20 protein-coding genes are annotated in these 21,364 nt (G+C 43.6%); 11 read left to right on the forward strand and 9 right to left on the reverse strand.

Going from position 1 to position 21,364, the window contains the following annotated elements; genetic code table 11:
• Positions 1–142 precede the first annotated feature (142 nt).
• From Q4574_RS07750 to cyaY, 8 genes are all read right to left on the reverse strand, one after another.
• Entirely contained in the window at positions 143–1,315 is a 1,173-nt protein-coding gene (locus tag Q4574_RS07750; protein WP_303473231.1) for a heme biosynthesis HemY N-terminal domain-containing protein, read from the reverse strand.
• A complete protein-coding gene (locus tag Q4574_RS07755; protein WP_303473232.1) occupies positions 1,312–2,541 on the reverse strand; it encodes a uroporphyrinogen-III C-methyltransferase in 1,230 nt (409 codons plus the stop codon). The genes Q4574_RS07750 and Q4574_RS07755 overlap by 4 nt, the downstream gene beginning before the upstream one ends.
• A gap of 1 nt (position 2,542) precedes the next feature.
• Positions 2,543–3,277, reverse strand: coding sequence for a uroporphyrinogen-III synthase (locus tag Q4574_RS07760; protein ID WP_303473234.1), 735 nt, complete (start codon positions 3,275–3,277; stop codon positions 2,543–2,545).
• A gap of 5 nt (positions 3,278–3,282) precedes the next feature.
• Positions 3,283–4,209 carry a hydroxymethylbilane synthase gene (gene hemC, locus Q4574_RS07765; RefSeq protein WP_303473236.1) on the reverse strand — a complete coding sequence of 309 codons (927 nt, stop codon included), beginning with the start codon at positions 4,207–4,209 and terminating at the stop codon, positions 3,283–3,285.
• Between the two features lie 117 nt (positions 4,210–4,326).
• Positions 4,327–4,773 (reverse strand): YHS domain-containing (seleno)protein, encoded by a 447-nt coding sequence (locus Q4574_RS07770; RefSeq protein WP_303473237.1) that lies wholly within the window; start codon positions 4,771–4,773, stop codon positions 4,327–4,329.
• Positions 4,774–4,988: 215 nt separating this feature from the next.
• A complete protein-coding gene (locus Q4574_RS07775; protein WP_303473239.1) occupies positions 4,989–6,470 on the reverse strand; it encodes a DASS family sodium-coupled anion symporter in 1,482 nt (493 codons plus the stop codon).
• 564 nt (positions 6,471–7,034) lie between these two features.
• Positions 7,035–7,706, reverse strand: a complete 672-nt coding sequence (locus Q4574_RS07780) for an alpha/beta hydrolase (RefSeq protein ID WP_303473240.1) — start codon at positions 7,704–7,706, stop codon at positions 7,035–7,037.
• A gap of 24 nt (positions 7,707–7,730) precedes the next feature.
• A complete protein-coding gene (cyaY, locus tag Q4574_RS07785; RefSeq protein ID WP_303473242.1) occupies positions 7,731–8,045 on the reverse strand; it encodes an iron donor protein CyaY in 315 nt (104 codons plus the stop codon).
• A gap of 80 nt (positions 8,046–8,125) precedes the next feature.
• Here cyaY and gmk point away from each other — a divergent pair, with 80 nt between their 5' ends.
• The 6 genes from gmk to Q4574_RS07815 all read left to right on the forward strand — a co-directional run bounded on the left by gmk (position 8,126) and on the right by Q4574_RS07815 (position 13,837).
• Entirely contained in the window at positions 8,126–8,770 is a 645-nt protein-coding gene (gmk, locus tag Q4574_RS07790) for a guanylate kinase (protein WP_303473244.1), read from the forward strand.
• 106 nt (positions 8,771–8,876) lie between these two features.
• The gene (gene rpoZ, locus Q4574_RS07795; protein WP_303473246.1) at positions 8,877–9,146 is read left to right on the forward strand and encodes a DNA-directed RNA polymerase subunit omega; all 270 of its coding nucleotides are present in this window, start codon (positions 8,877–8,879) and stop codon (positions 9,144–9,146) included.
• A 108-nt stretch (positions 9,147–9,254) separates the two neighbouring features.
• A complete protein-coding gene (gene spoT, locus Q4574_RS07800) occupies positions 9,255–11,372 on the forward strand; it encodes a bifunctional GTP diphosphokinase/guanosine-3',5'-bis pyrophosphate 3'-pyrophosphohydrolase (protein WP_303473248.1) in 2,118 nt (705 codons plus the stop codon).
• Positions 11,373–11,383: 11 nt separating this feature from the next.
• Positions 11,384–11,770 carry a RidA family protein gene (locus Q4574_RS07805; RefSeq protein ID WP_303473250.1) on the forward strand — a complete coding sequence of 129 codons (387 nt, stop codon included), beginning with the start codon at positions 11,384–11,386 and terminating at the stop codon, positions 11,768–11,770.
• Between the two features lie 47 nt (positions 11,771–11,817).
• Positions 11,818–12,507: a tRNA (guanosine(18)-2'-O)-methyltransferase TrmH gene (gene trmH, locus Q4574_RS07810; protein ID WP_303473382.1), complete on the forward strand. Its 690-nt coding sequence runs from the start codon at positions 11,818–11,820 to the stop codon at positions 12,505–12,507.
• Positions 12,508–13,207: 700 nt separating this feature from the next.
• Positions 13,208–13,837, forward strand: coding sequence for a peroxiredoxin-like family protein (locus Q4574_RS07815; protein ID WP_303473252.1), 630 nt, complete (start codon positions 13,208–13,210; stop codon positions 13,835–13,837).
• A gap of 70 nt (positions 13,838–13,907) precedes the next feature.
• On the opposite strand, the gene Q4574_RS07820 is transcribed toward Q4574_RS07815, so the two are convergent.
• Positions 13,908–15,230 carry a mechanosensitive ion channel family protein gene (locus Q4574_RS07820; RefSeq protein WP_303473253.1) on the reverse strand — a complete coding sequence of 441 codons (1,323 nt, stop codon included), beginning with the start codon at positions 15,228–15,230 and terminating at the stop codon, positions 13,908–13,910.
• 655 nt (positions 15,231–15,885) lie between these two features.
• Between Q4574_RS07820 and recG the strand changes: the two genes are divergently transcribed.
• The 5 genes from recG (at position 15,886) to Q4574_RS07845 (ending at position 21,347) form a co-directional block, all read left to right on the forward strand.
• On the forward strand, positions 15,886–17,961 hold the full coding sequence (recG, locus tag Q4574_RS07825; protein WP_303473256.1) for an ATP-dependent DNA helicase RecG: 2,076 nt from the start codon (positions 15,886–15,888) through the stop codon (positions 17,959–17,961).
• Positions 17,954–18,718, forward strand: coding sequence for a class I SAM-dependent methyltransferase (locus tag Q4574_RS07830; protein WP_303473258.1), 765 nt, complete (start codon positions 17,954–17,956; stop codon positions 18,716–18,718). Before recG ends, Q4574_RS07830 begins: the two co-directional genes overlap by 8 nt.
• Before the next feature lie 18 nt (positions 18,719–18,736).
• The gene (locus tag Q4574_RS07835) at positions 18,737–19,210 is read left to right on the forward strand and encodes a peroxiredoxin (protein WP_303473260.1); all 474 of its coding nucleotides are present in this window, start codon (positions 18,737–18,739) and stop codon (positions 19,208–19,210) included.
• Between the two features lie 584 nt (positions 19,211–19,794).
• Complete coding sequence (locus Q4574_RS07840; RefSeq protein WP_303473262.1) at positions 19,795–20,358, forward strand: RNA polymerase sigma factor; 564 nt, start codon at positions 19,795–19,797, stop codon at positions 20,356–20,358.
• Entirely contained in the window at positions 20,358–21,347 is a 990-nt protein-coding gene (locus Q4574_RS07845) for a FecR domain-containing protein (RefSeq protein WP_303473263.1), read from the forward strand. Before Q4574_RS07840 ends, Q4574_RS07845 begins: the two co-directional genes overlap by 1 nt.
• The last annotated feature ends 17 nt before the right edge of the window (positions 21,348–21,364 follow it).

Genomic DNA, 21,364 nt, shown 5'->3' on the forward strand with positions numbered 1-21,364 from the left:
TAAATTTAATTAGGCTTGCATGAAGTAAATGAATTGCAGGAAAGTAAATAATGTATTAATCACTACAATAATTGAATCAAAGAGGATTGTTAATTATTGTAGTGATCGATATATAAACATTATGAAGGAAAAGCTACCAGCGTTATTCTGGGTTAAAAACAGTTTGTTTATAGAGTTCTAACGCATGAATGTTATCTTTTTGAGCTTCCTTAATTTGCGCTAAAAGAAGCACGTCTCGACGTTCGTGTGCAATTTTAATTGCTTTTGAAAGTGCCTTTTCAGCAAGCATAAAGTCATCGGAATTGTACGCAAGTTGACCAAGGGTAGAGAGCAAATCTACATTAGAATCGTCTTTCTTCAGCCAACCTTCAAGTTGTTTAACTGCACCATTTGTTTGGGTGTTTTTAAGCTGCCGATACAAATTATACAGAACAGGGATGGGCCCACTTTTTTGACTGTTTACTAAAACCGTTTGCGCCTCTTCATACATTTCTTGGTCAATTAATTGCTGTGCATAAGCTGCAACCTGACCAGATTCTTTACGAACTCCTCTGGGCAAAGATTGCCACTTTTCCTTCAGTTTAATCGCGCCTTCTTTACTGGCGATTTCCGCAAACTCACCTTTTGAGGCTTTCAACAACCAATAGTCGTATTCTTCTCCAAGTGGCTTTTTCCACTTTTTAACGTGCTCTTTCAATACCGAAAACTTACCCGTTTGCTCTAACGCTCGCGCCCACAATTTAATAATATTTGGCTCACGTTGGACCTTTTCCGGTGCTTCATTTATGTATGTAAGTGCTTGCTCACCTTGATTTTCGATGACTAGATCACGGATCAGGCATAAATTCGCGGCTAAGTTCGTTTTGTCTTTTTCGGCGGCTTCAAACCATAAATCACGTGCTTCGGACTTGTTATTAAGTTGCGCTTCTACCTCGGCTAAAGCTAATAAGTTAATCCCATCAAAATCTTCATTGCGTATTTTGCTCAAGGACTTTTTAGCATCCAAATAATTACCTTCAGCTAAAAAGATTAAACCATTGGTAAACGCTTTTTGCTTGCGTCTGCTACTAAAACCGAACAACCAATCTTGCGAGCCGGCTAGGATATCTATCAGCTTTTTAATTAGAATGATGGTTAGCCAGGTGGCAAAAAATAGGGTTACAACCAAGACCACAAAACCAAAAATTGAAACTTGGTAAGTTCCACTTTCAAGGGCAATCAAAAAATACCCTTGGTAATTGATTAATCCAGGGCCTGCATATAAGCCGACAATAATCAGCCCAATAATAATTAACAGCAGTAAGATTTTTTTCATAGTTCAAACTTCCCGTTTGAGAAAGCGTTGCTCATTCGGTCTTCTAATATATCTTGCAGTGGTTTTGCCGCATCAAGTTGTTGGGGATATTTACGTGCTACTTCGGTTTCTTCCAAATTACGTAACGCATCCAACATACCAGCTACTTCGGTGGCTTCGAGATCATAATGTTGAACGATTAATCCTATCGCCCGTTGCAAACTTTGTTTAAACAAGGTGTCTTGCTCTTTCATTATGGCGGTTTGTGCTTGCATTAAGGCAAACCGTAACTGCTCTTTGGCTAACCATTGTTGCTGTTGAGATAACAACGGTTCAACAGGGCCTTCATTGGCTTGGTATTTAAAATTGCTTTCAATGTAGGCCCACACTCTGGCCATGCCCGTGAGTTCTTCTGGCTCAAAGCCTTTCACTTCCACTTCTGGTAGAGACAAAGGTAGGTTATTAACCTGTTGCACCATGCCTGATAACGACAGTGCGATAGAAGTCAAAGAAACCTGATTGATTTGTTGAAGATTTTGAATATCGCTGGCAATGAATTGTCTGACGGGCAATAAAGAAGGATCTGCTAAATCTTGTAGCCGACTATCCGCTGCTTGCAACATAGCTACTGCAGTACGCACGTCGTTTTCTAACCATAGTTTACGACCGGCCATACGGACTAAATAATCCGCTTCTGCCAATAACCAGTCTGCAGGACGACGTCCAGACACTTCGGCTAGGTTTTTACTATTGGACTGTGCTTGGGTTAAGGCCTGGTTGACTAAATCGTTCTGTTTTTGAATAGATTCAGAGAGTGTTCTTTGTTGTTCAAGTAATTGTCGACTCAGTTGATCAATACTGCGACCTTGTTCGGAAATGCTTTCACTTTGTGTTGTTAAGGCTGCGTTTTCGGTATTGAGGGTGTTATTCCACTGTTGCCAAAACCAATACCCAGCGGCAGCTAACGCCACTAAACAAAGTAAATTGATTAGTGTAATAAACCATAAAAATCCTGTTTTGGCTTTACCTTTAGAGGCTTGTTCCTTTTTGGGGGCGGATTTAGGTTTGGGCGTATATGGCGGCTTTTCAGTTTTTTGTTCTGAGTTGCTCTGGCTTTTTACGTCAGGCTTTTTGTCTGATTTGGCTTTGGCCTTTGCGGGGGCTTTATCTTCGACATAGGATGCGTTCTCGATTTCCAAGGCTTTCATTTCCTCTTCGAGTGCAGTGATTTTGTCTTTTTCCGTCATTCTAGCGCTCCAAAAATTGATTGATTGCGTCTTTGAGTTGCTCATCTCTTGCACCAGCACTCAGATATACCTGCTGTATACCAAGTTTAGCTGCATAATCGGCAAGACGCTGACTAACCATTATCCAAGGTGTAGATTTTAACCACGTTCGGTCAAACTTGTCCCATGCTGCCTGGATAATTTCGCCACTTGTGGCCACAATACATTGAATCTCTTGTGGCTGCCAAGCTTCTGTTTGCGAATAATCTATACAGGGCAAACGACTATAAAGATTAATATGCTCTACTATTGCACCGCGACTTTGTAGTTCAGTGGGTAATATTTTACGCCCGCCCACGCCTTTCACAAGAAATACCTTTTGATTTGATAACGCTTGCAATTGTGGCAATGACAACAAGCCTTCTGAATTTGCCATATCAGGCACAATAACCTGTTTCGTTAACTGGGTTAAGCTCTCGCCGGTACTTGGACCCACAGCAAAAACCTGAAGTTCAGAGGGCCACTTTTGGACCCCATTAATTACGATCTCAGCCGCGTGTGTGCTAACGAATATACACTTAGTGCGAGCAATTTGCTCGTCATCTAAAGCTAAAATTGACTGTGCAAATTGTTGTAAATTGTGGTGGTTGATGTCGATTTCAATCAGCCCTAAACCTATGGTTTTAATGCCATGGCGTTGTAAATACTCAGTACTTTTTTGGAACTTCTCTTTCGGTCGCAGCAATAAAACAGACATCGATATTACACGTATGCTTCAGCTAAATAGTCTTGCGCGCCTTGTTCTAACAATTTTTCAGCAACAGCGTTGCCCAGTTGTTCAGGCTCCGAAATATCGCCGTACTGATCTGCCATAATTATTTGTTTGCCGGAAATAGAGCCGACCAACCCACGCAAGTGTAGTTGATTGTCGACGATTTCGCAGAAACTGCCAATGGGTACCTGACAGCCACCTTGTAGCTTAGCGTTCAAAGCGCGTTCAGCTACAACACGGGTTGCAGTACCAGGATCATTTAAGGGTTGTAATAGTGCGACTAATTCTGCGTCTTCAGTACGGCATTCAATCCCAACGGCTCCTTGACCCACAGCCGGTAACGAGACCCTGCTGCTAATTTCTTGTCGTATGCGGTCAGCCATGCCTAAACGAATTAAACCAGCAGAGGCTAAAATAATTGCGTCGTATTGACCATCATCAAGCTTCGCTAAACGAGTATTTACGTTGCCACGGAGATCTTTTACTTGAATATCTGGGCGATAAGCTTTGATTTGTACTTGTCGACGTAAACTTGAAGTGCCCACAACGGCGCCTTTTGGTAGGGAAACAATGTCTTCGTATTTATTGGATACAAAGGCATCTAATGGATTTTCCCGTTGGCAAATGGCGTGTAACCCAAAGCCTTCGGGAAACTCCACTGGGACATCTTTCATGGAATGTACTGCAATATCGGCTTCGCCTTTTTGCATTGCCACTTCCAATTCCTTGATGAATAGTCCTTTTCCGCCTACTTTGGCCAGTGGTGTATCGAGAATCACATCGCCTTTGGTTGTCATTGGCACCAATTCAATTGCAATGTGAGGGTGCGCCTTTTCTAATTCAGCTTTCACAAATTCAGCCTGCCAAAGAGCAAGGGCGCTTTTACGGGTAGCAATTTTTATTACTGAGCGAGTCATAAACAATCCGGTTAACCTTTTCATTCCATTTTAAGGTTTTGTGGTCCGGATTGGTACAGCAGAGTTGTAAAAAACCTGATAACCAGGATGATCTACATCAATAGCAACGAAAAAAGTCTAAAACTCCACCACTAATGGGTATTGTTCGTCGGCTTTTCGGATATATTCATCTCTGTTTTCCAGCCATTTCTCCATCACGCTGATGCTGTAATTCAAATACAGTTTTTCCCCTACAATGGTAAAAGCATTCTCATCTATACCTACTAAGTTGCCATCCGCCATCGCGTAAGCACAATATCCACCGTACTGTGGCGCATATTTCTCAGGGTTCGCGACAAACATTGCTTTATGTTCTTCAGTGGAAAAGTGCCATTGGGCTCCTCGCCAATCGTAGGTAATTTGTTTGTTACCTTTTACCGGTTTGTTTTGAGTGAAGTACGCGACAGTATCGTAACCATAAATAGCGTGGTTATTGAAAAAGCCTGTCTCGATGGGATCAGATGCTTTGGCAGTGGTTATAAATAGGCTAGTTATGGCAAATATAAGTACTTTTAAATAATTCATGTTAGATCCGTTTGGAAAGTTCGTTAAGGTTATTTACAGAACCGGTGAAACGGACCAAAAATTTCATCACAAATTTATCACGGCTTAAATTAAAGGGACTAGCAAGGCCTAGGTGGTTACAAATACCTCCTCAAAGTGGTAAGTAAAGAACTAGATTTTACGTTCAATACGATAGTGATAAAAGTGGTAAAGTGAATACTTACTTATTCTACGTGTCAGAGAAATATTAAAGGTGCTAACCAAATAGACACGACACTCAGTAAAACTAAACCGACAATATTTAGCATCACCCCTGCTCGTACCATTTGTGGAATAGTGATAACACCTGAGGCAAAAACAATGGCATTAGGAGGAGTCGCTACGGGCAGCATAAACGCGCAACTTGCCGCTAGTGTAATAGGTATACATAGTAATAATGGCGATACACCTAGCTCTAAAGCAACGGCAGCAACGACCGGCAAAAAAGTCGCTGCAGTTGCAACATTACTGGTGAGCTCTGTTAAAAATATAACTAAAGCGGTGGCTGCCACGACTAGGGTAAATACACCTAATGCTCCTAAAGGCATCAAACTACTGCCTAACCAGCTGGCAAGCCCAGAAGAAGATACCGCAGCGGCTAGACTTAAACCACCGCCAAATAAAATAAGTACCCCCCAAGGTAATCTACTTACGTCCTCCCAAGTCATGATTTGCAATTGCTTTTTATCACCACTGGGTAACAAAAATAATAGCAGAGCTGCCGTCATTACTATGCCAGTATCGGTTAAAAAATCGATACCAAATAGCGCGGAAATTGGGCGTCTAATCATCCAAAGGAGCACTACGGTGGCAAACACAATGGCAACCCGTTTTTCAGCACCGCTCATAGGTCCTAGGTTTTTTCTAAGTTCGTTTAGGTGAAGTTGCACCTCTGGGTTTTTAGGTATATCAATTTTAAAACTCACCCTTGTTAACGACCACCAAGCTAGTGGCAACATAATGAGTGTTACTGGCACGCCAAGGGCCATCCAACTGGCAAACGTCAGTTTGATATCGTAATTTTCACTTAAAAATGCAGCTAACAAAGCGTTAGGGGGTGTACCGACTAAAGTGGCAAGGCCGCCAATGGTGGCCGCGTAGGCTAAACCCAATAACATGGCGATCTGAAAAGTTTTGGTTTGCTGTTTACTCAGATGAGGATTGTGCTCTGCAATAACACGGGTAACGGATAATGCAATCGGCATCAACATCATGGTAGTAGATGTATTTGTCATCCACATTGATAGCAATGCCGCCACAACCATAAAACCGCCAATCAGATTGTTTCCATCTGTACCGGTGTAAGACAAAATTACTAGGGCTATGCGTTTGTGTAAGTCCCAGCGCTCGACCGCAAGGGCTAATATAAACGCCCCCATAAAAAGATAAATAATCGGGTTTGCATAATCAGATGTAGCGTCTGCTAAGGAACTAATGCCTAGAAATGGAAAGGTGACTATAGGTAAAAAAGCCGTAGCAGGAACGGGAATGGCTTCTGTGGCCCACCAAGTTGCCATCCATATGCCTACCGCTGCAACACGCCATGCAGTGGGGTCCATGGCAGTTTGATTGGTGCCCAAAAGCATCATTAAAACGAACAACGCAGGCCCAGCAATAAGACCAATGTTTTGATATCGACCTCGTTTTTGGTCGGTGATATCCGGTAAGCTATTACTCATATTACTGCCTTAACATCGATATGGTTGAAAGTGGAGTCGATATCCATTTGTAGAACCAAATTTAAAGCTCTGTTTCTTAGCCTACGTAAAAATTAGATCTGCAGTCGCTAAAGGCATTGGAAAATAATCCAAGGTTTTTGTTCGCCAGCGGTGCTATTTCATTAATTAAATTTACGCACACCAAGGCGAAGCTATCTTTTTATTGTTTTTAAGCCAACGTATTACTCTATGTGACGATAAACTTAGTTTTTGCTGGTATTTTTTAGGGGCTACCGGCCTCCATAATTGACAGACGTTGAAAAATCAATGAATTTACACGCCAACTAGGAATACGCGAAATGTATTCTTAAGCCGGTTTTCCCCATTGAATGGCAGTCCTTTTTATCGCCTGCGTTTTTCTGCCGCTTTACGAAAGTGAACTAGCAAAGCCTGAGGTTAGCTCGGTAACTGCAACAACTTAAGCAGCTGTTGAGGTTTCGCTTTGTCTCAATTCACTTTCTTTTTAACATATAGCGCGATAATTCATCGCTGACAAGTGTAAGTTATGCTGGCAGCAGTTTGGCTTTACCCCAAACGTTCCTGCAACCATTCTGAAACGTCTTTAATTTCCTGTGGGCAAACATTGTGCTGCATTGGGTACTCTTTCCATTTTACCGGATAACCCAGATCTTCTAAGACTTTGAAGGCGGCATGGCCTAAAAACATCGGAACCACTTCATCTTGCTGTCCATGGGCACACAGTACAGCTGTGTCTCTATTGGCCTCATGAACTTGCTCAGCAAACTTGTCTGGTTCAGACATATAGGTTGAAAGAGCCATAATACCTGCCAGCTTTTCTGGATAACGGGTGCCTAAGTGAAGGGCGATTACCCCGCCTTGTGAAAAGCCTGCCAATACTATCCGATTCGCGGGTATGCCCTTGGCTTTCTCCGCGTCAATCAGTTTTGCTACTTTGGAGGCTGAGTCTAATACTCCTTCCACATCGGCACGATTATTAAAATCCATGGTTTTGATGTCGTACCAAGCTCGCATTGGCATGCCATTATTTATGGTTACCGGTCTCACAGGTGCGTGGGGGAAAACAAAACGAACCGCCATACTTTCAGGTAATTTCAGCTCAGGTACTATGGGGGCGAAGCCATTACCTGAATCCCCTAAACCATGCATCCAAATAACAACTGCATCGTGTGGCTTCTTCGGATTCACTTCTACGTAGGGCAATATCTGCTCATTCATGTAGCTACTTCCTTTGATCTTCTTTTAGGATAATTTTACGTTTTGTTCTGCTTGTTTGCTGGCTGCTTCATCAATAAATGACCAAAACTCAACACCAGTGCGCTCATCAATCCACAGGCCATCTTCATAATTGAAATGATGACCATTAAATTTGGTTGCCACCCAAAGTTGGTGCAAAGGTGCTTGTTTGTTTAAAATTATCTTGGTTTTATTTAAAAACTCGAGGGTTAATATGCCTTCTGCCGATTCATAATCGATATCCACTTCGCACGCGTCTAGCGCTTCTTCCAGTTGGATAAACATGTCATCTACAAGTTGGTGATACTGGCTGTCATTCATTTTGTGATTCGCTAGTTAGGTAAAAAGTCAGAATATGTTAACATTGCAAAAATTTCGCGACAGTTATTTTATAAAAATTTATGGCAAAAGCACCCGGTAACTTATTTATTTTGGCCGCTCCTTCAGGAGCAGGTAAATCTAGTCTCATAAATGCGCTAATCGAAAGGCACAGTGAGTCGACCATGCACAGTAACAAAATGCAGGTTTCTGTTTCTCATACTACCCGCAGCCCTAGGCCCGGAGAGGTAGATGGTCAGCATTATCATTTCGTAAGCAGAGAGGAGTTCGAAAAAAACATTGAGCAACAAGTGTTTTTCGAATGGGCAGAGGTATTTGGAAACTACTATGGAACCTCTCGCGTGGTGATAGAAGAAACACTCAAGCAGGGCACTGATATTTTCTTAGATATTGATTGGCAAGGGGCGCGCCAGGTTAAAGCGCAAATTCCTGACACTGCGACCATTTTTGTCGCTCCGCCTTCACGGGATGAACTCTTTCGACGGTTAACCCAACGCAATCAAGACTCAGAAGAAGTGATTCAACAACGAATGAAAGAAGCCGAGTCAGAAATTTCCCACTACCATGAATTTGACTTTATCGTGGTGAATGATGATTTTGAGTCCGCTTTGAAGGAGCTAGATTCGATAGTAAGTGCTCGCAGACTTAGAAAAGAGAAGCAGGTCGTCCGTCATGCTAGCTTATTTGCCAATTTATTGGGAAAATAAACTAGTTAATGATCGTGAAAGATCTTTCTTTTAGGTCGATAAAAACGTAAACTACTCGACCTTTTTTTGAACACCTTTAGACATATCGACCACCTCGGAGAAATATATGGCTCGTGTAACAGTAGAAGATGCCGTAGATAAAATTGGCAATCGTTTTGATTTAGTATTGGTTGCTGCTAAGCGCGCACGTCAGATTGCTATTGAAGGCAAAGAACCCCATGTACCTATGGGAAATGACAAACCTACAGTAGTCTCTCTTCGTGAAATTGAAGAAGGTTTTGTTGATGCATCAACCATTGCTGCTGAAGCAATTCGTGACCAGCAAGAGCACGATGAAGCAGAGTTTTCGTCAGTTGCGAACATCCTGTCTGAGTAAAATTGAGTCAATCCTGAACTCATCTGAGTTCAGGATGAACTTATTGGCTGACAATCTTACAAATTCCTCGTATTCTTAACTACCAAGTTAACTAAAAGCATGTGTTAAGTGTATTTATTCGAAGGCCTGAAAAACAAACTAAGTGATTATCTACCTCTAAGCACCGTTGAGGGGATTGAGGCTGCCTTTGTTTTGGCTAAAGATGCACATGAAGGACAAATGCGCTCCAGTGGCGATCCGTACATTACTCACCCCGTCGCGGTAGCCGGGATTCTCGCCGATATGCACCTTGATGAAGAAACCATCAAATCTGCATTGCTACATGATGTGATTGAAGACACCCATTACTCCAAAGAAGATTTAGTCGAAGCATTTGGTGAAACGGTGGGAGATTTAGTTGAAGGTGTTTCTAAACTGGATAAAATTCAGTTTAGTACCAAGCAAGAAGCCCAAGCCGAAAATTTCCGCAAAATGATGATGGCCATGGTGCAGGATATTCGAGTTATCCTGATTAAACTTGCTGACCGAACCCATAATATGCGTACTTTAGGCTCATTGCGACCGGACAAGCGTCGCAGAATAGCCAGAGAAACCCTCGAAATTTATGCTCCCATTGCCCATCGTCTCGGTATCCACGATATTAAAAATGAATTAGAAGACTTAGGTTTTCAAGCAATGTATCCCATGCGTCATCGGGCCCTATCGGCAGCGGTGAAACAAGCTCGTGGTAATCGCAAAGAGATCATTGAAAATACCCGCAATGAAGTTGAAACCCGTTTGCAAGCCCATGGCCTTGAAGCGCAAGTGGTTGGCCGCGAAAAACATTTGTATTCCATCTATCGGAAAATGAAGAATAAAGAGTTGTTGTTCAATGAAGTCATGGATATTTATGCGTTTCGGGTAATCGTTAGTTCAGTAGACAATTGCTACCGAGGCTTGGGGGCAATGCACGGTTTATACAAACCCATTGAAGGGCGGTTCAAAGACTATGTCGCTATTCCCCGTACCAACGGTTATCAGTCATTACATACTTCTTTAATCGGACCGCACGGGATCCCTGTGGAAATTCAAATCCGTACTAATGAAATGGATCAAATGGCAGACAAAGGTGTGGCAGCCCATTGGATCTACAAAGATGATGGTGAAACACAGCAGGGAACAACGGCTCAGGTCCGCGCGCGTAAATGGATGCAATCTTTACTAGAATTGCAGCAAAGCGCTAGTTCATCATTCGAATTCATTGAAAACGTTAAAACCGATCTGTTTCCGGATGAAATTTATGTATTTACTCCAGACGGTCGTATTATCGAATTGCCTATGGGGGCCACTCCCGTCGATTTTGCCTACGCTGTGCATACAGACGTGGGCAATTCCTGTGTGGGAGTGAGAGTGGAGCGACGTAACTACTCACTGAATAAACCCTTGCAAAATGGTCAGTTAGTGGAAATTATTACTTCACCAAGGGCAAAACCTAATGCCAACTGGCTGAATTTCGTGGTTAGCGCCCGAGCGCGTTCCAATATACGTCATTATCTTAAGCGTCAGCAGTCAGAAGAAGCCATTAGCATGGGGAATCGTTTACTACGACATGCTTTAGGGGCAAGAAGGCTAGACGATATACCTCAAGAAGATAGAGATCGTGTAGTGGCCGAAACCAAGCACAATTCCTTTGATGAATTACTATCAGAAATAGGTTTAGGGAATGAGCTTAGTGCAATTGTAGCTCGACGCCTGTTAGGTGAAACAGAAGTGTTACCGGAAAAAGGTCGTAATGTTGCTATTCGTGGGACAGAAGGTTTATTAGTCACCTATCCTAAGTGTTGCTACCCAATTCCCGATGATGAAATCATTGCCATTCTTAGCCCGGGGCGAGGCATGGTTATCCATCAAGTGGGCTGCAGCAATATTCGCAAGTTAAGTAAAGAAGAACCGCAACGTGTGTTACCCATGCAATGGGACAGCGAAGCCCAAGGTGAATTTAAAGCCTCAGTGAGAATTGAGCTTATTAATCATCAAGGTACGTTAGCAACCTTAACCAATGCCGTTGCATCTTGTGATTCCAATATTATTGGTTTGCAAACAGAAGAAAAAGAAAGCAATGTTTATTACATTGATATTGAATTAACCACCAAAAATCGCGTACATCTGGCCAAAGTCATGCGCAAAATTCGCTCCATGCCGGAAGTACAAAAAGTCTCTCGTCATAGTAAAATTCGACACAACTAAGGTAAAAAATTATGTCAAAGTCCGTAATTCACACTGACCGGGCCCCGCAAGCTATTGGTACTTACAGTCAAGCGGTAAAATCAGGAACAACCGTGTATCTATCGGGTCAAATCCCATTGGTTCCAGAAACTATGGAAATGGTTTCAGAAGATTTTAAAGCTCAGGCAATTCAGGTGTTTGAGAATGTTACAGCTGTCTGCGAAGCCGCTGGTGGCACCACCAACGATCTGGTAAAAGTGAACATCTTTTTGACGGATTTATCTACTTTTGCCACAGTTAACGAAGTGATGAGCCAATACTTCAAGAAACCTTATCCAGCACGCGCAGCAATTGGTGTGAAAGAGTTACCAAAAGGTTCACAAATCGAAATTGACGGCGTAATGGAATTGCCTGAGTGATAGTGCTTTAGAAAGCTCAGCTTTCAAATTGAGGTTTTTAAGTGTCAGTGTCACCAGAACGTTATCAAAAAATTCGGGATGTTTTATCTAAGCGACAAACAAATTTAACCGTTTGTTTGGAGCAAGTGCATAAGCCCCACAATGTGTCTGCTGTGGTAAGAAGTTGCGATGCCGTTGGTATCCATAAAGTCCACGCGGTATGGGATGATGAAACCAAAGAATTACGCGGTGGCACCGCCATGGGCAGCCAAAATTGGGTGTACATGGAAACCCATCAAAGCATCGGTGAGGCGGTGAGTCATTTAAAAGAACAACAAATGCAGGTATTGGTCACCCATTTGTCTGATGAGGCAGTGGATTTTCGAGACGTCGATTATACTAAGCCAACAGCGATAATTTTAGGCCAAGAAAAGCATGGAGCAACCCAACAAGCCATCGAATTAGCCGATCAAGAAATTGTGATCCCCATGGTAGGTATGGTGCAATCGTTAAACGTTAGTGTGGCTGCAGCCCTTGTATTATATGAAGCTCAGCGGCAACGACAAATAGCAGGAATGTACGATACACAGCATCTTGAAGAGTCAGATTGTCAAAAAATGCTATTCGAACGAGGTTATCCCGAGTTCAGAAGACTTTGTGATGAAAAGAATCTGCCATATCCTTATATCGATGAACAAGGAAGCATAGTCGCCGCCGACGATTGGTGGCAAGCCCTCCAATTCAAAACCGCCACATAAATTCGAACCCAACCACCTGTAGTCGGCGGCTTCAGCCCCGAGAAGGCCCCATGGCCTAACATCCATGATCTAAAGACCATGCTACAAAGCCCCTGTAGCCGGTGGCTTTAGCCCCGAGAAGGCCCCGAGAAAGCCCCATGGCCTAACATTCATGGCCTAAAGACCATCCTACAAAGCGCTTGTAGTCGGCGGCTTTAGCCCCGAGAAGGTCCCGAGAAGGCCCCATGGCCTACATTCATGGCCTAAAGACCATGCTACAAAGCCCCTGTAGTCGGTGGCTTCAGCCCCGAGAAAGCCCCGAGAAGGCCCCATGGCCTAACATCCATGGCCTAAAGACCATGCTACAGGCACCTGTAGTCGGGTGCTTCAGCCCCGAGAAGGCCCCATGGCCTAACACCCATGGCCTAAAGACCATGCTACAAAGCCCCTGTAGTCGGTGGCTTCAGCCCCGAGAAGGTCCCGAGAAAGCCCCATGGCCTAACATTCATGGCCTAAAGACCATCCTACATAGCGCTTGTAGTCGGCGGCTTTAGCCCCGAGAAGGTCCCGAGAAGGCCCCATGGCCTACATTCATGGCCTAAAGACCATGCTACAAAGCCCCTGTAGTCGGTGGCTTTAGCCCCGAGAAACAACCTTTCCCATGTTCTAAATGCCGTGCTACATTGTTATCTTTATCATCCACCTTATAAGGAACACTTGTATGCGATCCCTTCAAATTGTTGGTGTTTTTCTAACCCTGTTTTCGGCACAGCTATTTGCGTTAGATCGCTCGGTCATTGCTGAATCACCAGAAGATGTTACCCCTTTATTGAATGGGCAAACTATTCCCAGTGCGACACTGCGGACTGCAACCGGAGCACCGGTGAGCTTGCAGGCAATGGTTATGCAAAAACCAACGATAATTTTATTTTACCGCGGTGGCTGGTGCCCTTATTGCAGCCGTCAATTGGCAGAATTAAAAGATATTGAGCAGCCGCTAATTGATTTAGGCTATCAAATATTAGCTATATCTCCAGAGTCGCCAGCCCGATTACAAGAGCAAAAGTTGGAAACCGAATTTGCGGTGCAATTACTATCAGATGAGAGTTTGCAAGCCATTAAAGGTTTTGGCATTGGCTTTTACGTCCCCATGGAAACAAAAGCGAATTACAAAGCTAAGAAAAACATAGAATTAACCGCAGAAGCTGGCAGTGACCGCGCAGTATTGCCAGCCCCTTCGGTATTTATTACTGATAAATCTGGCTTAATTAAATTTAACTACGTTAATCCTAATTTTAAAGTAAGACCTTCAGCTGAGCTTCTTCTACAAGCTGCTAAATTGAGTTTGTAAAGACTTACTATCGTATTTTCTCAATAAAATAAAGAGTCGAAATCAAATACTCGATTTCGACTCTGGATAACTAACTTGGGTTTTGACCTTTCAGTAGCTCTTCATTCAGAATCCGAACTTCTCGTTGAGGGAAGGGAATTTCGATACCGTTTTCTCTGAGTGTTTCGAATATAATTAACATTAAATCACCGCCAACACGGTTTTTACCATCATCAATGCCTTCCATCCAAAACTCCACAAACATATTCACCCCTGAGTCGCCGAAGCTGTCGATTTCGCAATCTGGTCGTTCTTCAAACGGCACATCTGAACCACTTATAACCGATGGGTGTTCAGCAACCGCAACTTTTATAAATTCCACCATTGAACGTATGTCTGTGGCATAAGGCACTGAAAAATCAACTCGGTAACGCTGTTTAGGATCTTTATGGGTCCAGTTAACAATTAAATTAGATATGAACTTTTCATTAGGTACGAGTATGTCTTTACCATCATATGTTTCTAACACCGTATAACGCATTCTAAATTCTCGCACAAATCCTTTGCTGCCATCGTCCATTTCTACAAAATCGCCAACGGTTAAAGAGCGATCTAATAAGATAATAATACCCGAGATAAAGTTCGAGGCGATGGATTGCAAACCCAACCCAAGCCCTACACCCACAGCGCCACCGAATACGGCAAGTGCAGTTAGGTTGATGCCCATTACATTCAAGAGTAATAACGCAATAATACAAAAAACAGCCACTTCAAAGAGCTTAGAAAACACTTCTCTGGTTCGAATATCGATGGATTCTTGTTTGCGAATGATATCTTTACCAAAGCTATTAGAAGCGCGACCTAGCCAAAAAAGCACTGAGCCGAAAATAAGCACTCTTACGACACCGTAAGCAGTAATATTGACGTTACCTAAATTAAGGGAAATATCTTCAAGGGACGAAATAACCACATCAAGCATACCAAACAAATGCAGTAGCAATATGGGTAAACCCACCCATTTGAAAAGTTTCGCCGCAACGGTATTGACCACAAACACACGAATCATCGAATAGTAAAAAAGTAGCACAGCTATGGTTAATGCGGTGTCTAAAAGCCAGGTAGAAAAACCGCCGCTTTCTCCGCTCTCTATTATGATTTTTAAGGTCACAAGGGCAATTAACGGATAAACCAAATATCCTACCCGATAGGCGAGTTTACGCATGGGGTGAGCACTTACATCGGGCTCGTGATGGGTAAGGCCAACAGCGTTGCGGATTTTAAGGGCTAGCCAGAATGCCAATACATAAACCGTGATTACGACAGCTATCTGAGCGTAGGTGTTTGGGGTCGTTAATGCACTAAGAATAACGAGCCACAACTGCTCAACATGGGAGGAAATGGTTTCTAAGTTCATATCAATTCACATTTTCTAATTTCTAAACTCACTATGCAGTAATACAGCCTATTCGTATAGCTGATTTAGAGTTTTAGCAAAAATTATAATGGTTGCTTTTATCGGTAGAAAACGCCTGTAGTCGGCGGCTTTAGCCCCGAGAGAGCCCATGGCCTAAAGACCATGCTACAGGACATCCCACCTGTAGTCGGCGGCTTCAGCCCCGAGAAGGTGTTGTGTCACCTCATACCGTTCCATGAAATCCCCGATGGCCTAATCCCTCATGGCCTAACCTCCCCATGGCCTAACCTCCCCATGGCCTAAAGACCATGCTACAGGACATCCCACCTGTAGTCGGCGGCTTCAGCCCCGAGGAGGTGCTTTGTCACCTCGTGCCATTCCATGAAATCCCCGATGGCCTAAACCCCCACGGCCTAAAGACCATGCTACAGGACATTCCACCTGTAGTCGGTGGCTTCAGCCCCGAGGATGTGTTGTGTCACCTCGTGCCGTTCCATGAAATCCCCGATGGCCTAAACCCCCACGGCCTAAAGACCATGCTACGGGTTTTCGCTGGCTTTTAGGGTGGTTTTATTATTTTCCCTTTAAGATAGTTGTATTCTGCTGAACGTAAGGCAAAATAACAGATTGTTAGGTTCTGAATAAAAAGGCTCAGATGCAATCTCTGGCAATAACAAAATTAACCGAATTAAAAGGTGTTGGTAGCAAAGTAGCTGAAAAGCTGGAAAAAATTGGGTTAGTTACCATTCAGGACATGTTGTTCCATTTACCCCATCGTTACGAAGATCGTACTCGCATTTATCCCATTGGTGATTTGCAGCCGTTTTTACATACCAGTATTGAAGCTCAGGTAATGTCTTGCGACGTGCAATTTGGCCGAAAACGCATGTTAGTGGTTCGCGTCAGCGATAATACTGGCACTCTCACTTTACGTTTTTTCCATTTTTCGGCAGCGCAAAAAAATAGTCTGGAAAAAGGCACTACCATTCGCGCGTTTGGCGAAGTGCGAGCGGGAAAATTTGGTCTTGAGATGATGCACCCAGAATATCGGGTAAAACGGGAAGATTCCGTAAGTGAGTTAGAAGAGTCTCTCACTCCAGTGTATCCCACCACTGAAGGTGTAAAACAAATCACATTGCGTAATCTGAGTGAGCAAGCCTTAGCTAAATTAAAACAAGGTGGCTTGGCGGAACTGCTCCCTGATAATCTTTATGGATCCCAAGTTAGCCTAGCTGATGCTCTGAGCTTAGTTCATCGACCGCCGCCAGATGTTGCTTTGAGCTTATTAGAGGAAGGTAAACATCCAGCTCAACAACGCTTGATTATAGAAGAGTTACTCGCTCACCATTTAAGTGTGTTAAAGGTTCGACAGCAAAGTAAGCGCCAACAAACTTTTCCAATCCCGGTATCTAAAGGGTTAATCAAACAATTTTTGGCCAGCTTGCCCTTTTCGCCTACCAATGCGCAATCTCGCGTGGTGGCCGAAATTCAGCATGACATGCAACAAGACTCCCCAATGATGCGCTTAGTACAAGGAGATGTAGGTTCAGGTAAAACCCTAGTAGCGGCATTGACCGCGTTGTCGGCTATCGGAGCTGGTTTTCAAGTGGTAATGATGTTGCCCACCGAACTGCTTGCTGAGCAACATGCTAATAATTTTAATGGCTGGCTGTCACCTTTAAACATAAAAATTGGGTGGTTGGCTGGAAAATTAAAGGGCAAAGCCAGAGAAACCGTTTTAAATGAATTGAAATCTGGCCAGATTGATATGTTAGTGGGCACTCATGCGGTGTTTCAAGAGGCGGTGGAATACCATAAGTTGGCTTTAGTTATCGTTGACGAACAACATAGATTCGGCGTGCACCAACGTTTAGCGTTAAGGGAAAAAGGCGAGCAGCAGGGGGCATTTCCTCATCAATTGATTATGACTGCAACGCCCATTCCTCGTACCTTAGCAATGACCGCTTACGCAGACCTTGATACATCGATAATCGATGAGTTACCACCAGGTCGTACACCCATTACCACTGTGGTATTGCCCGATACACGTAGAGGGGAAGTGATTGAAAGAGTGCGTAATGCGGCTATTAATCAAAAGCGTCAGACCTACTGGGTGTGTACCCTAATTGATGAGTCAGAAGTGTTGCAATGCCAAGCCGCAGAAGACACCGCCATTGCACTGAACACCGCATTACCGGAGCTAAAGGTGGGGCTAGTGCATGGTCGCTTGAAGTCTCAGGAAAAACAACAGATTATGGAGCAATTTAAGCTCGGTGAACTAGACTTATTAGTTGCGACTACCGTTATTGAAGTGGGTGTGGATGTGCCGAATGCGAGCTTGATGATCATTGAAAATCCAGAGCGCCTAGGCTTGGCACAATTGCATCAGTTGCGCGGACGGGTGGGACGAGGCTCAGTAGAAAGTCACTGTGTTTTAATGTACCAAAGCCCACTGTCTAAAACCGCCAGTAAACGCCTGCGTGTTCTGCGCGAGTCTCACGATGGTTTTTATATCGCTCAGCAAGATCTTGAAATTCGTGGGCCGGGTGAGCTTTTAGGAACCAAACAAACTGGATTAGCCGACCTGCGAATAGCAGACTTGATTCGAGATGCCGAACTCATACCAGAAGTACAAAGCATCGCAGCCCACATGTGGGAACATTATCCGTCAAAATCTCAAGCCATCATCAACCGTTGGTTAGGACATAAAGAGCGATATGGCCATGCTTAAGCTACTATTAACTGAACCGGAAAATCCATTATTACAGGAGCACGCCCTTGCTTGGCAAACACAATGGGGAATGGAAGTTGATAATCAACAAAGTAAAGGCTTAGCGTTAGTGTTAGATGAGCACCATTTAGCCCTTAAACAATTGGATGAACCCAAGCTTGGCGCTGTATTCGTCGATTTTGCGTCAGACGTTTTAACATTTCGACGACAGCAAACCAGTGTGCGTAAAGAGTCGATTGCCAAGGCGGTGGGCATTAAAGGTAATGTTTTTCCGCGCGTGTTAGACGCTACAGCAGGGTTAGGGCGAGATGCGTTTATACTCGCAAGTTTTGGATGTCATGTTGATATGATTGAACGATCAACCGACGTGGCTGCTTTACTCAGTGATGGGTTACGACGTGCTAAAACCAATCCTCTACTACAAGATTGGCTACCTCAGCGAATGGCACTTTTTCATGATTCGGCCGTCAACCTTCTAGCCAATTGGCAAGAAATACCGCCCGATGTGGTGTATTTAGACCCTATGTTTCCCCACCGCAAGAAATCTGCGTTAGTGAAAAAGGAAATGCGTTTGTTTCAAACTTTGTTGGGAGCGGACGAAGATGCAGATGATTTATTAGGGCCAGCTTTAGAGTTGGCAAAACAGAGAGTTGTAGTAAAGAGGCCTGAATCAGCTCCTTTTTTACAAAAAAAAGAACCAAATATGTCTATTAAAGGTAAAAAGCTTCGCTTTGATGTTTATTTTACCCAAATTTAAAATTAATTGGAGATCGTTATGATTAGTACTGGAAGCAAGTTACCAGAAGCAGAAACCACCGCAAAAATTGATGGCAAAATGAAAACATTTACAACCAGTGATCTTTTTGAAGATAAAAAGGTGGTGATGTTTGCCGTACCCGGCGCCTTTACTCCAACGTGCTCACAAGCTCATTTGCCGGGTTACGTAGCTTTGAGCGATAAATTCAAAGCTAAAGGAGTCGATACAATCATTTGTTTATCGGTAAACGATGCCTTTGTCATGGATGCCTGGGGAAAACAACAAAATGCCGATGAAATCCTAATGTTAGCCGATGGCGACGGTAATTTTACCAGCGCAATTGGTATGAATATCGACACAGGGACATTCGGTGGCGTACGTTCGTGCCGGTACAGTATGTTAGTGGAAAATGGCGTGGTTAAAATTTTCAACAAAGAAGAACCCGGCACCTTTGAAGTAAGTGACGCCGAAACCATGTTAAACGCAATGTAGTCGGTGGCTTCAGCCCCGAGAGAGCCCCAAGGAATGCCCGAGAGGCCCATGGCCTAACATCCATGGCCTAAAGACCATGCTACAGGACATTCCACCTGTAGTTGGTGGCTTCAGCCCCGAGGTTTGCCCGAGAGAGCCCATGGCCTAACATGCATGGCCTAAAGACCATGCTACAAGACGCTCTATCTGTAGTCGGTGGCTTTAGCCCCGAGGAACGCCCCGAGGTTTGCCCGAGAGAGGCCCATGGCCTAACATCCATGGCCAAATCCCCATGGCCTAAAGACCATGCTACAAGACGCTCTATCTGTAGTCGGTGGCTTTAGCCCCGAGGAATGCCCGAGAGAGGCCCATGGCCTAATATCCATGGCCTAAAGACCATGCTACAGGACGTTCCACCTGTAGTCGGTGGCTTTAGCCCCGAGGAATGCCCCGAGGTTTGCCCGAGAGAGGCCCATGGCCTAACATCCATGGCCTAAAGACCATGCTACGGGTTAAACCCATATTGATTAATTTCAAAAAAAATGGAGGGATTTTTACGCTACTGCGTATTAATAATAATCTTGGGATGAAAAAGAATAAATAGTGTGAAAGTTGTTTATATAAATACACAGTCTGCAATAGCTCAGTCAGCTAAAGATAATGACGTATTGTATGAGCTGACCTATGAACATGAAGCGGCACTTCGACGCTTTATTCGTATTCGCGCAAGAGCGAATTCTTCGGAAACAGAAGATATTCTTCAAGAAATGTACACTAAGCTATTTTCACTCGATGGACTTGCAGCTAAAACAGAAGAGCGGCAAGACACCTTTCGCAGTTTTCTTTTCAAAGTGGTCACTAACCTAATTATAGATAGGGAAAGGCGCGCTAAAGTACGAGCCCAAGAAGAGCACGAATCCTTTTCTGATACCCATTACTCTTCAAAGGCAAATGAACCAGAAGAACAAGCAAATATTGCAGAAAAGTTATCTGACATTGAGAAAGTACTAAACAACATAAATCCGGTGCATAAAACTGCATTTGTACTTTGTCGTGTCGAAGGAAAAGCTTACCGAGAAATAAGCGATATATTGGGGGTTTCTGTCAGCACGGTTGAAAAATACATATCTGCTGCCCTCACCGCTATTCGAAATAAGGTACAAAATTAATGACTACTGCTTTAAGTCATCAAAAGGCAATCAATAAGCAAGCGAGTGAATTCGTGGTTCGTCTGTATTCGGGGGAATTAACCGCCAAGGAAGAAGAACGAATTATCTGTTGGTGTGAGGAAAATGAATTCCATCAGCAGGCTTTTGATCAAGCCTTGTCACTGTGGGATATGTCTGCAGAGTTGTCACCCCATGTGGGCTGGCGACAAAAATTAGAAAAGCGTTTCTATCACCTGCGCTACTTAGCGGCATCTATTCTTGTCTTTATGTTTAGTTTTATGCTGTTTTTCAACACCACCAGCATAGACACTTCTGTGCAACCCCAACTGCCAAGCACTTATCGCACGGCTATTGGTGAGATCAGTAGTGTGGGATTGCCCGATGGCTCGACAATTAGTTTAAACACCAACACTCAAATTAATGTTGAATTTAACGACAATTACCGAGAACTTTGGTTGCAAACAGGGGAAGCTTTTTTCGATATTGCCAAAGATCCTTCTCGCCCGTTTCTCATTCATACCGGCACAAAAACAGTGCGCGTGGTAGGTACCAAGTTCAACATTAAGCTATCTCAATCGGGTTTTGATATTGCCGTTGCAGAAGGCATTGTGGCCGTTGAAGAAAGTGCTAAGAGCGGCTCCAATCAGCAAGTCGAAAAAAGCGAAGGGGTATTTTTAGAAGCTGGAGCAATTGCGTCCTTTAATAATTCCAATGCCATCATCGCCAAGAAAAACGAGGTGACAGTAGAGAAGGCGCAGAGTTGGCGTACTGGCTATTTGCGCTTTGATGATGAACGGTTGGAAAAGGTTATCGCTAGCTTTAATCGATACAGAACTAAGAAAATAGAGATAGACGATAAGTTGGCACATTTGCGCATTAGTGGCGTGTTTAAGTTGTCAGATGGCGATGCCATTTTAACCGCACTCGAGGCAACACTGCCCATAGAAGCGCAAATTGACACTGACCGTATTATTTTATTGAAAAAATAACGGAGGGTTTTGTTTTT

It is taken from the genome of Aliiglaciecola sp. 3_MG-2023 (assembly GCF_030548205.1).
Lineage (GTDB): Bacteria > Pseudomonadota > Gammaproteobacteria > Enterobacterales > Alteromonadaceae > Aliiglaciecola.